This is a genomic window from Streptomyces sp. NPDC002206, from assembly GCF_053593595.1.
Genome location: NZ_JBSFCW010000005.1, coordinates 36,509 through 48,638, shown reverse-complemented (window position 1 = coordinate 48,638; position 12,130 = coordinate 36,509). Strand labels below are relative to the sequence as shown.

At 69.7% G+C, this 12,130-nt stretch carries 5 protein-coding genes, 1 tRNA gene and 1 pseudogene; 5 read left to right on the top strand and 2 right to left on the bottom strand.

All coding sequences use genetic code 11. The features are described from left to right. The 4 genes and pseudogenes from ACWCP8_RS12365 to ACWCP8_RS12350 all read left to right on the top strand — a co-directional run. Nucleotides 1-250 (top strand): annotated as a pseudogene (locus ACWCP8_RS12365) (DEAD/DEAH box helicase); the annotation flags it as partial. 442 nt (nucleotides 251-692) lie between these two features. Then, nucleotides 693-3,566 (top strand): FG-GAP-like repeat-containing protein, encoded by a 2,874-nt coding sequence (locus tag ACWCP8_RS12360; protein ID WP_451115803.1) that lies wholly within the window; start codon nucleotides 693-695, stop codon nucleotides 3,564-3,566. A gap of 124 nt (nucleotides 3,567-3,690) precedes the next feature. After that, nucleotides 3,691-5,211 carry an amino acid permease gene (locus ACWCP8_RS12355; protein WP_451115801.1) on the top strand — a complete coding sequence of 507 codons (1,521 nt, stop codon included), beginning with the start codon at nucleotides 3,691-3,693 and terminating at the stop codon, nucleotides 5,209-5,211. Nucleotides 5,212-5,302: 91 nt separating this feature from the next. After that, nucleotides 5,303-5,375 (top strand) — tRNA-Lys (locus tag ACWCP8_RS12350). A gap of 124 nt (nucleotides 5,376-5,499) precedes the next feature. On the opposite strand, the gene ACWCP8_RS12345 is transcribed toward ACWCP8_RS12350, so the two are convergent. Further along, nucleotides 5,500-7,131 carry an adenosine deaminase family protein gene (locus ACWCP8_RS12345; RefSeq protein ID WP_451115799.1) on the bottom strand — a complete coding sequence of 544 codons (1,632 nt, stop codon included), beginning with the start codon at nucleotides 7,129-7,131 and terminating at the stop codon, nucleotides 5,500-5,502. Between the two features lie 182 nt (nucleotides 7,132-7,313). Here ACWCP8_RS12345 and ACWCP8_RS12340 point away from each other — a divergent pair, with 182 nt between their 5' ends. Beyond that, on the top strand, nucleotides 7,314-8,435 hold the full coding sequence (locus ACWCP8_RS12340) for a lipid II:glycine glycyltransferase FemX (protein WP_451115797.1): 1,122 nt from the start codon (nucleotides 7,314-7,316) through the stop codon (nucleotides 8,433-8,435). 36 nt (nucleotides 8,436-8,471) lie between these two features. On the opposite strand, the gene cobN is transcribed toward ACWCP8_RS12340, so the two are convergent. Then, on the bottom strand, nucleotides 8,472-12,071 hold the full coding sequence (cobN, locus tag ACWCP8_RS12335) for a cobaltochelatase subunit CobN (RefSeq protein WP_451116066.1): 3,600 nt from the start codon (nucleotides 12,069-12,071) through the stop codon (nucleotides 8,472-8,474). Between the last annotated feature and the right edge of the window lie 59 nt (nucleotides 12,072-12,130).

The following is a 12,130-nucleotide window of genomic DNA, read 5'->3' as shown; positions in this document are numbered from 1 at the left end:
CTACGACCGCCCGTCGTTCAACCGCGACCGTCGTGACGACCGTCCGGCCGGTGGCTTCCGCTCCGGTGGCAGCGACCGTCCGTTCAACCGCGACCGTCGTGACGACCGTCCGGCCGGTGGCTTCCGCTCCGGTAGCAGCGACCGTCCGACCGGCCGCCGCGACGACCACCGCGGTGGCACGGGCACCGGCACCAACACCGGTACCTTCGGCCGTCGCGACGACAAGCCGCGCTGGAAGCGCAACGGCTGAAATTAGCTGATCTGTCAGACCGAAAGGCCCTGCCCGATGCACCGCATCGGGCAGGGCCTTTCGGCGTTTCATGATCAGGCCATGCCAACGGGTCCGTCCACTGATAACCTCCGCTTCCTATGTACGTGGTTCTGACACACGTACCTCCACACACGTACTTTCTTGTTTCCCGTGCCCACGCACGGGACCACCGGAGGGCCCCACACCTCTTCGTTGCCCGGAACGCGCCGTGCCGTTTTCCGGCCTCCGCAGATTTGGGGGGTCCTCTGTGGGCCGTCATGTCCTGGCACGCCCTCGTACGATTCGAAACGTAGCTGCTGCAGCGGGTCTCGCAGCAGCTCTTGTCGGCACCCTGGGGCCGCTGGGCGGCCCGGCCGTCGCCGTTCCGGCGCCCGAGGCGGTACTCGAGGCAGCTACGAGAACGATCAGCCCCGGCTATCCCGTGGTCGCGGGACGCACCGGCTTCGCGTACCGGAGGTCCGACAGCGGCTATCAGTGGACGGATTACGCGAGCGGTGCGACCTCCGAACTGCACCTGAAAGACAATTACTTCCCGCCCGTCAACACCATGTCGGACGTGATCGCCTATCCCGTCACCGCCGGCACAGTCAATCTGGTCGATGCGCCGGGCGGCACCACACGGACCGTGCAACTGCCCGCGGGATTCCGCTATCTGACGGTGCACGGTGAGACAGTTGTGGCCGCCGCGACGACGGGAGACGCAACAGGCGAGTGCCACCTGTTCCGCTTCGACGGTCCGGTTCTCACCGACCGCAAGGTGGTCGGGTTGCCCTCCGGTGCCGTCTGCACCGCTGCCTTCACGTCGGTGTACGGGGTCGGTGACCCTTCCACCACGGTCGTCGGATACACGCTCGGAACAGTCCGTCACTACGGGCTCGTCGATCTGAATGAAGCCACGTTCACCGAGCTGCCGTTCACCGGCGCGCCGAAAGATCTTCAGGTCACCAAGGACTCCGTATCCTGGTTCGAAGCGTCCAAGAGCGTCAAGGTGCTCTCCCGCGCCGATCTGCAGGCAGCCCCTCGCAGCGTACCTATCGTCGCTCCGGTCTCGAATGCGTACGTGAAGACGTTCCTGGTCGGCGATCAGGTGGTCTGGGTGAACGGCGGGGGCGGTGCGCTTACGGCCATCGCCCCCGACGGCAAGGCCACCACGTTGCTCTCCTACGCATACGGGGACCGCGCACTGTCCGGTCCGGACGGTAGCCTGCTCGTCCTGGGCAAGGACCCCTCGGGCGACTACGCAGTACACCGCTTCACCGCGGGCCCGGACGGCGCACCTCTGCGTAGCGAGGTACTCACCGTGCCGTGGCAGCCGTCTCGGAGTGCGACGCTCGCTCTGAACGGGAACCGGCTCGTCACGTACGAGACGGATCCGACGGGCGCGGGCATCGGCTTCTTTGAGCGGCAGCCGGCCCTGACGGGCACGCCGACGGTGAGCGGCCAGACGTATCTCGGACCGGCGTCAGTCCAGTACAGCGCGGTATGCAAGGACGTGCAGAGCTGCCCCGAGCTGTACCCGGCAGCCGACGGCTCCGCCGTATACACGACGCTCGAGGACAACGGATACCGGATCCATGTGGTCGACAAGAACGATCCCGCCCCAGGAAGTCAGCTAACCGTGGGCGCCGCAGCGCCGAAGGTCTACGGCGTGTCCGGCCACTACATCGCCTACGGGACGGGGGCCGGTACCGCGGCACGCACCGAAGTGCGCGACCTGGACTCCCTCGCATTGGTGCGCACAGCGCCCGCCGGGGCCTCCGCCCTCTGGGGCAACACGCTTTGGCAGCTGTCCACGGCGGGCAAGCTGACCGCCACCGACGTAGCGAAGGGCACGGTAACCCGCACGCTCACCACCGGGGCATCCTGCGCCGCTCCTGCCCTGCAGGCTTCCGCGCGGTACCTCTACTGGGAGTGCGGTGCAGCGCCGACCGCCGCCGGAGTCGTCGATCTCGCCGACGGAAGGGCCAGGACGATCGGCGTCGGCGCCACTCCTGGCCGGCTCGGCGACGGTTTCGTCTCTCGGCTGGACGCCGACGACCGGGTGGTTGTCACGGACCTCACTGGCGCGTCTCCCGCCGACCTGGTGATAGGAACGGCCAACTCATCTGTTCCTGGGATCGGTTGGACGGCCGACCCGCACAGTGGCCTCGTGGCATATGCCGGCCAGGATCAGAAGGTGCACCTCGCGCCGACCGGGATCGGTTCGGCCCCGCTCGCCCAGATCGACTCATCGGTGCCGGCCACCAAGAATGTGGACGACGAGGGCCGTCGCTGGACCCCGAAATGGTGGCTGTCGAAGGCGGCGGCGTCGTGGAAGCTGTCGCTGAAGAACAAAGCCACGGGCATCACGGTGGCGACGCTCTCCGGAGGGGAATCCCGTGGGTTGATCGAAGCCTCTTGGGACGGTGTGCCATCGGCCGGCCACCCTGTGGCCAACGGTGCATACACCTGGACACTGACGGCGCAGCCCGCCGACGGTTCGGGCGCACCGCTGACGAAGTCCGGAATGGTGCAGGTGACAGGCGGTGGTGCGGTGCAACGCGACTACACCGGAGACGGCATCGGAGATGTACTGACCCTGAACTCCAAGGGTCAGTTCACCTTCCAGCACGGCGACGGGGCGGGGAAGCTCTCCGGGAAGACCTCGGGCAGCGGCTGGTCGACGTCGGCGGTCGCGGTCCCGTTCGGGGACATCAATGATGATCACTGCAACGACGTGCTGGTGCGCATGACGGACGGATCGCTGAGGGGCTACAAGCCCGCGTGCGGGAAGGCCGTGACGCCCACCACCTCCTACACGAAGCTCGGTACCGGCTTCCAGGCGTACAAGACCCTCACCACCGCCGGTGACCTGACCGGGGACGGCCGTGCGGATCTGCTCGGCTGGAAGACATCGACCGGCGACCTCTACCTCTTCGCGACGAAGAGCGACGGGACGATGGCGGCCGGGAAGAAGATCCGTTCCCACTGGACCTACACCAAGGTCATGGGGGTGGGCGATCTGAACGGCGACGGGTACGGCGACCTGCTGGCCAAGGACAAGTCGAACGAACTGTGGCGCTACAACGGCACGGCGTCGGGCCAGTTCAAGGAGCGGGTGCTGGTCTTCAAGGACTGGGGTGCCTCGTACAACGTCGTCGTCGGGGTGGGAGACATCACCGGTGACGGCAAGGCCGACCTCGTCGAGCGGGACGGTTCCGGCAATCTCTACCGCAACAACGGCGACGGCAAGGGATCGTTCGGCGCGCGTACGAAGATCGCCACCGGGTGGCAGGGCTACAAGGGAATCTTCTGACCCGGATGCGGGTGAGGACAAGGGTGCGGCCTCCGGGCCGCGCCCTTGCGTCGTGTGCCATGTTTTCCCAGTCGTAACCACGGCGGCGGCATGCGTACGCCGGGGCGAGGGCATCGCTGGGGTCATGACAACAGACATCAGCGAGGACAAGCCGCCACCGGGCGTTTCCGACGAGGAGCGTCTGGCGCAGCTCGGGTACACGCAGACGCTCGCGCGGCGTATGTCCGCCTTCTCCAACTACGCCGTCTCGTTCACGATCATCTCGGTGCTCTCCGGTTGCCTGACGCTGTATCTGTTCGGCATGAACACCGGCGGTCCCGCCGTCATCACCTGGGGCTGGGTCGGCGTCGGCCTCATGACGCTGTTCGTCGGGCTGGCGATGGCGGAGATCTGTTCGGCGTATCCGACCTCCGCGGGCCTCTACTTCTGGGCGCATCGACTGGCCCCGCCGCGCTCCGCGGCGGCCTGGGCCTGGTTCACGGGTTGGTTCAACGTCCTCGGCCAGGTCGCCGTCACCGCGGGGATCGACTTCGGGGCGGCGTCCTTCCTCGGGGCGTATCTGAATCTCCAGTTCGACTTCGAGGTGACGCCCGGCAGCACGATCGTGCTGTTCGCCGCGATCCTGCTGCTGCACGGACTCCTGAACACGTTCGGCGTCCGCATCGTCGCGATCCTGAACAGTGTGAGCGTGTGGTGGCACGTGCTGGGGGTCGCCGTCATCGTCGGCGCGCTGACCTTCGTACCGGACTCCCATCAGTCGGCGTCGTTCGTCTTCACCGAGTTCGTGAACAACACCGGCTGGGGCAGCGGCTTCTACGTCGTGATGATCGGGCTCCTGATGGCCCAGTACACCTTCACCGGCTACGACGCGTCCGCCCACATGACGGAGGAGACCCACGACGCGGCGACGGCAGGCCCGCGGGGGATCGTCCAGTCGATCTGGACCTCCTGGATCGCCGGCTTCGTCCTCCTTCTCGGCTTCACCTTCGCCATCCAGTCGTACGACGGAGCCCTGAACTCCCCGACCGGCGCCCCGCCCGCCCAGATCCTCCTGGACGCCCTCGGCGCCACCACAGGCAAGCTCCTGCTGCTGGTCGTCATCGGTGCGCAGCTGTTCTGCGGGATGGCGTCCGTGACCGCCAACAGCCGCATGATCTACGCGTTCTCCCGGGACGGCGCACTCCCGTTCTCCCGCGTCTGGCACACGGTCAGCCCCCGCACCCGCACCCCAGTCGCCGCGGTCTGGCTGGCCGCGACCGGCGCACTGGTCCTCGGCCTCCCGTACCTGATCAACGTCACCGCGTACGCCGCGGTGACCTCGATCGCGGTGATCGGCCTCTACATCGCGTACGTCATCCCCACTCTGCTCCGCCTCCTGCGCGGCGACGACTTCACCCCGGGGCCGTGGCATCTCGGCCGCTGGTCCCGGCCCATCGGGATCGTCGCGGTGGTGTGGGTGGCCGTCATCACAGTCCTCTTCATGCTGCCGCAGCTGTCCCCGGTCACCTGGGAGACGTTCAACTACGCCCCGATCGCGGTCCTGGTGGTTCTGGGGTTCGCGGCGGCGTGGTGGTTCGCCTCGGCGCGCCACTGGTTCCTCGAACCGGATCACAAACGCACGAGCGCGGACATGTCGGCGGACTGACGACCTCCGACTGACGGCTCGACGGGCCCGGCGGCCGATACCCGATCGGCGGCCGGGCCGCGGCGGGCTATGCTCAGGGGTGATTCGCCGAGGGCCGTTAGCTCAATTGGCAGAGCAGCGGACTTTTAATCCGTTGGTTGTGGGTTCGAGTCCCACACGGCCTACGTGTTGCGGGGCGAGGTTTCGACCTCTGACCTGCAAAGGAGCGCCTCGCCCGGTTCCGACCGGACGGGGCGCTCCGTCGTTGGCAGGCGCCCGTGGTGTCAGGACCCGGTTGTGCCGGGTCCGTCAGTCTGCCCTGGTGGTGGCGAAACGCCGCTCGAAGGCGACGAACGCGGCCTCCTGACGCCACTGGACCTGAGCCTTGGTGCTGGTGTTCAGAAGTCGCCGGCACTGCTGCCGGGGGTTGTCCGCGCCGGGGCTGGTGTGGCGGCAGGGGCCGGTGAGCCGGTAGCCGTCGCGGGTCGGGTTGCCCTGCCAGAGGCCGGCACCCGGCAGGAAGGCGTACTCCAGGGAGGCTCGCGCGAGGTCCTTCAGCTCGCGGTAGCCGAGGTCGTACGTCCTGGCGGCGTACCGGTACTCGTGGCTGATGTCGATCCGGGAGACGCCGGGGTCATCGGTGGCCAGTACGACGGGCACACCGTAGGCGCGGTAGGTGGTGAAGGGGTGGTCGGCACCCTTGACCCCGAGAATCTGCGCGTTGCTGGTGAACGGCACTTCGACCGCGATCTGACGGTCGGCCATGGTGCGGGCGAGCCGCTGCCAGTTGTCCTCGTGGATCAGGTCGACGCCGTGGCCGATGCGCTCGGCGTGGCCGATGTTCACGCCCTCACCGATATGGAAGGCCAGGTCCTCGGGCTTGACCAGGCCGGGCCACAACTCGCCTGCGTGCAGGGTGATGTGCGCCTTGGGATACACGCGGTGCAGATAGTCGAGCATCCGCATCTGGAGGCTGTAGTTCCGCAGGGAGCTGTCCCAGTCCTCCGGCTGCACCAGATTCACGGCGACGAACCGCTTGTCCCGTTCGGCGAGGCGCAGTCCCAGGGCCATCTGGGTGAAGACCCGCTCGGGTGAACTGCCGCGCGACACCTGGGAGATCCACCGCACCGGCACCCGGCAGCCGGCCTCCGCGCGGGGCGTGCCGCACCGCGCCGCCGTGCGGAACTCCGCGTCGGACTCGTCCGTCTCCCGGCTCGCCTCGGCGACCAGCTCGTCCAGCTTGCCGCCGGCCAGCAGTTTGCTGTGCAGCTTCGCCAGGTCCTCGTCCCAGCCGACCGCGTCGGCCAGGATCCGCGCGCCGTCGGACGCCGGGGTCACCATCGTCTCCAGATAGAACTGGTTCTGCCTCGCGACCGTGTCGGCCACATCGGCGAGCAGCTTGCCCCGATGGCGCCAGGTGACCTCGCCGAACTTCCCGAACGTGTCGAAGAAGTGGTCGTGCCCCGACTGGCCCGGCGGGAGGTCCTGCATGGACCACGCCCGCAGCACCGCGCGGCGGAAAGCGGCATCGGTCAGGGCGTCGGACGCCGGTCGTCGGCCCGGACTGCACGGCGGCGGCACCGCAGTCAGCGTCTGCTCGTCGATGCACAGACCGTCGTCCGCGGCGAGCGAGATCAGATACTCCGTCGAGACGGCGCCCGACAGGTGGTTGTGCAGATCCCCTCCCTTCGGCAGTGCCGTGAAGAAGGCACTCAGCGCGGCCGGATCGTTCCGGATCGCGGCGAGCCGCGCGGAGGCCAGGTACTCCCCGCGGGTGGGCGGAGGCAGGGGCGCGGCGGCAGGGGGCTGAGCGGCGGCCACCGGCTGCGCGGCGGTGGGCAGCGTGCCCGGCAGCAGGGACAGGACGGCGAGGGCCCCGAGACCGATCGGGGCCAGGGGGCCGCGCGGGCGGCGCACGGAGCGGCGGTTCACGAAGATCACCTGCGCATGATCCCGAGTACCGCGGACGCTCGACGCGCGACGGGCGGTCGCCAGGCCGGGTCCACCCGGCCGAGTGATCACACCTGCGTCCCGCTGCCTCTTCTCCGCGGCGGCGAGCCGGTTGCCGTTGATGTGAGGTGCATCTCAGTAGGCTGAAGCGCCCGGACGAAGGAGCATTGCGCATGAGTCTGCGCCTGAAGGCGATCACCCGCGAGGAGCACCTGGCCTTCGTCAGGGACCGGCCCTCCGCGAGCCACATGCAGCTTCCGTCGTGGGGGGATGTGAAGCCGGACTGGCGGGCGCGGAGCCTGGGCTGGCTCGACGGGAGCGATCGGCTCGTCGGCGTGGGGCTGGTCCTGCTCAGGCCGCTGCCGAAGCTCAGGCGATACCTCGCCTATCTGCCCGAAGGGCCGCTCATCGACTGGTCCGCGCCGGATCTGGAACGGTGGCTGCAGCCGATGCTCGACCACCTGAAGGCGCAGGGTGTGTTCTCGGTGAAGATGGGGCCGCCCGTCGTCGCCCGCCGCTGGAGCGCGGAGGCCGTCAAGGCCGCGATCGCCGACCCGCGGGCCGGACGGCTGGGGGACGCCGAGGCCACCGCCCGCGAGTCACGGGCCTTCGACATCGCCGACCGGCTGCGCGCGATGGGCTGGCGGCAGACGGGGCCCGGCAGCGAGGACGGCTTCGCCGCCGGTCAACCGCGGTACGTATTCCAGGTCCCGTTCGCGGGCAGGTCGCTGGAAGAGGTCCAGCGAGATCTCAACCAGCAGTGGCGCCGCAACATCAAGAAGGCCGAGAAGGCCGGTGTCAAAGTCGTCCGGGGCGGCTACGAGGACCTGCCCGCCTTCCACCGGCTCTACGTCGAGACCGCCCGGCGGGACCGGTTCATCCCCCGCCCGCCGGCCTACTTCCAGCGGATGTGGACCGCACTCACGGCCGAGGACCCGGACCGGATGCGGCTCTACCTCGCCCATCACGAGGGCGAGGTCCTTGCGGCGGCGACGATGCTGACCGTGGGCGAGCACGTCTGGTACTCGTACGGCGCCTCCACCGATCGCAAGCGCGAGGTCCAGCCCAACAACGCCATCCAGTGGCAGATGATGTCCGACGCCCACGAACTCGGTGCGAGCGTCTACGACCTGCGTGGCATCACCGACACCCTGGACGAGGACAACCATCTGCTGGGCCTGCTCCGCTTCAAGGTCGGCACCGGCGGTGAGGCCGTGGAATACCTCGGCGAATGGGACTTCCCCCTCAACAGGTTCCTGCACAAGGCACTCGACCTGTACATGTCCCGCCGCTGAGGCCGGGTCCGGGAAGTCCCACCACGCCCGTCGGGGTCAGTCCTCGCCCTCCAGGTCCCCTTCCGTCTCCAGGAACACCTGGCGCAGCGCCTCCAGGACCGTCGGGTCGGGCTTGGACCACATGCCGCGGGACTCGGCTTCCAGGAGGCGTTCCGCGATGCCGTGGAGGGCCCAGGGGTTGGCCTGCTGGAGGAACTCGCGGTTGGTCGGGTCCAGGACGTACGTCTCGGTGAGCTTGTCGTACATCCAGTCGGCGACCACGCCCGTCGTCGCGTCGTAGCCGAAGAGGTAGTCGACCGTCGCGGCCAGTTCGAAGGCGCCCTTGTAGCCGTGGCGGCGCATCGCCTCGATCCACTTGGGGTTGACCACGCGTGCGCGGAAGACCCGGGACGTCTCCTCGACCAGGGTGCGGGTGCGGACCGTCTCCGGGCGGGTGGAGTCGCCGATGTACGCCTCGGGGGCCGTGCCGCGCAGGGCGCGGACGGTGGCCACCATGCCGCCGTGGTACTGGAAGTAGTCGTCCGAGTCCGCGATGTCGTGCTCGCGGGTGTCCGTGTTCTTGGCGGCCACGGCGATCCGCTTGTAGGCCGTCTCCATCTCGTCGCGGGCGGGCCGGCCGTCGAGTTCGCGGCCGTAGGCGTAGCCGCCCCAGACCGTGTAGACCTCGGCGAGGTCGGCGTCGGTGCGCCAGTCGCGGCTGTCGATGAGCTGGAGGAGGCCCGCTCCGTACGTACCGGGGCGGGAGCCGAAGATACGGGTGGTGGCGCGGCGTTCGTCGCCGTGTTCGGCGAGGTCGGCCTGGGCGTGGGCGCGGATGTGGTTGTGGTCGGCGGGTTCGTCGAGGGATGCGGCGAGGCGTACCGCGTCGTCGAGCAGCCCGATGGTGTGCGGGAACGCGTCGCGGAAGAAGCCGGAGATGCGCAGGGTCACGTCGATGCGTGGGCGGCCCAGGTCGGCGAGGTCGATCGGTTCCAGGCCGGTGACGCGGCGTGAGGCGTCGTCCCAGACCGGGCGGACGCCGAGCAGCGCCAGCGCCTCTGCGACGTCGTCGCCCGACGTACGCATCGCGCTGGTGCCCCACAGGGAGAGACCGACCGAGGTGGGCCATTCGCCGTTGTCGGTGCGGTAGCGCTCCAGGAGCGAGTCGGCCAGGGCCTGGCCGGTCTCCCAGGCGAGCCGGGACGGGACCGCCTTCGGGTCCACGGAGTAGAAGTTGCGGCCGGTCGGCAGGACGTTGACCAGGCCGCGCAGCGGGGAGCCGGACGGGCCCGCGGGGACGAAGCCGCCGTTCAGGGCGTGGACGGTGTGGTCCAGTTCCGCTGTGGTGGCGGCCAGGCGGGGGACCACCTCGCGGGCTGCGAAGTCGAGGATGTCCCTGACCGGTTGAGGGTGGGCCGCCGCCACGGTCGCCACGGCCGACGGGTCCCAGTCCGCGTCCTCCATCGCCTGGACCAGGGCGCGTGCCTGCTCCTCGGTCTCGTCCGCCGTGGTGCGGGTGGCGGCGGACTCGTCGAGGCCCAGGGCCTCGCGCAGCCCCGGCAGCGATGCCGTACCGCCCCAGATCTGGCGGGCGCGCAGGATCGCCAGGACCAGGTTGACCCGGTCCGGACCGGCCGGGGCGCCGCCCAGGACGTGCAGTCCGTCGCGGATCTGGGCGTCCTTGATCTCGCAGAGCCAGCCGTCCAGATGCATGATGAATTCGTCGAAGCCCTCGTCGTCCGGGCGGTCGTCGAGCCCCAGGTCGTGGTCGAGCTTGGCGGCTTGGATCAGGGTCCAGATCTGGGCGCGGATCGCGGGCAGCTTCGCCGGGTCCATCGCGGCGATCTGGGCGTGCTCGTCGAGGAGCTGCTCCAGGCGTGCGATGTCGCCGTAGCTGTCCGCGCGGGCCATCGGCGGTACGAGGTGGTCGATCAGGGTGGCGTGGACGCGGCGCTTGGCCTGCGTACCCTCGCCCGGGTCGTTCACCAGGAACGGGTAGACGAGCGGGAGATCGCCCAGTGCCGCGTCCGGGCCGCAGGCGGCGGACAGGCCCGCGTTCTTGCCGGGCAGCCACTCCAGGTTGCCGTGCTTGCCGAGGTGGATCATCGCGTCGGCGCCGAAGCCGCCGTCGTCCTGGGCGGCCGCGATCCAGCGGTATGCGGCCAAGTAGTGGTGCGAGGGCGGCAGATCGGGGTCGTGGTAGATCGCGATCGGGTTCTCGCCGAAGCCGCGCGGCGGCTGGATGAGGATCAGGAGGTTCCCGCGGCGCAGGGCGGCGAGCACGATGTCGCCCTCGGGGTTGCGGGAGCGGTCCACGAACATCTCGCCGGGGGGCGGGCCCCAGTGCTGCTCGACGGCGTCCCGGAGTTCTTCCGGCAGTGCGGCGTACCAGCGCCGGTAGTCGGCGGCCGGGATCCGGACCGGGTTGCGGGCCAGCTGCTCCTCGGTCAGCCACTCCTGGTCGTGGCCGCCGGCCTCGATCAGGGCGTAGATCAGCTCGTCGCCGTCGCCGGAGACCAGGCCGGGGAGGCCGGCTTCGGGGCCGAAGTCGTAGCCCTCGGCGCGCAGCCGGCGCAGCAGGGCGACGGCGCTGGCCGGGGTGTCGAGGCCGACCGCGTTGCCGATACGGGAGTGTTTCGTCGGGTACGCGGAGAGGACGAGCGCCAGGCGTTTGTCCGCGGCCGGGATGTGGCGCAGCCGCGCGTGGCGTACGGCGATTCCGGCGACCCGGGCGGCGCGCTCGGCGTCGGCGACGTATGCGGGCAGGCCGTCCTCGTCGATCTCCTTGAAGGAGAACGGGACGGTGATCAGCCGGCCGTCGAACTCGGGGACCGCGATCTGGCTGGCCGCGTCGAGCGGGGAGACGCCCTCGTCGTTGTCCTCCCAGTCGCTGCGCGAGCCGGTCAGGCAGAGCGCCTGCAGGATCGGTACATCGAGGCCGGTGAGCGCGCCCGCGTCCCAGGACTCGTCGTCGCCGCCGGCGGACGCCTCGGCGGGGCGGGTGCCGCCTGCGGCGAGGACCGTGGTGACGATGGCGTCGGCGGCACGCAGTTCGTCGATGAGTTCGGGTTCCGGGGTACGCAGCGAGGCGACGTACAGGGGGAGGGCGCGGGCCCCCGCGTCCTCGACCGCCCGGCAGAGCGTGTCGATGAACGCGGTGTTCCCGCTCATGTGGTGGGCGCGGTAGTAGAGCACCGCGACGGTCGGGCCGTCGGTGGCGCGCGCGGTGCGCTCCAGGGGGCCCCAGGACGGGGCGGGCGCCGGGGGTTCGAAGCCGTGGCCGGTCAGCAGGACCGTGTCGGAGAGGAACCGGGCCAGCTGGTCCAGGTTGGCCGGGCCGCCGTGCGCCAGGTAGGCGTGTGCCTCGGCAGCGATCCCGATCGGCACGGTCGAGGCGGCCATCAGCTGGGCGTCGGGCGCCTGTTCACCGGTGAGGACGACAACCGGCCTGCCGGTGGCGAGGACTTGGTCGAGCCCTTCCTGCCAGGCACGGACACCGCCGAGGAGACGCACGACGACGAGGTCGGTGCCGTCGAGGAGAGCCGGGAGGTCGTCGAGCGGCAGGCGCGACGGGTTGGCGTAGCGGTAGGTCACCGGACCGTCCGCGGCGCGGGCGCTGAGCAGGTCGGTGTCGGACGTCGACAGGAGCAGGATCATGCGGCGTCGGGCCTTCCTCGGGGTGTCCACGCCCCGGGCGGTGTCGGAATGGGGTCTCC

Excerpts from the sequence above, each read along its gene's own strand:
- ACWCP8_RS12355 (WP_451115801.1), top strand. The coding sequence starts at position 3,691 with ATGACAACAGACATCAGCGAGGACAAGCCGCCACCGGGCGTTTCCGAC.
- cobN (WP_451116066.1), bottom strand. The coding sequence starts at position 12,071 with ATGATCCTGCTCCTGTCGACGTCCGACACCGACCTGCTCAGCGCCCGC.
- ACWCP8_RS12340 (WP_451115797.1), top strand. The coding sequence starts at position 7,314 with ATGAGTCTGCGCCTGAAGGCGATCACCCGCGAGGAGCACCTGGCCTTC.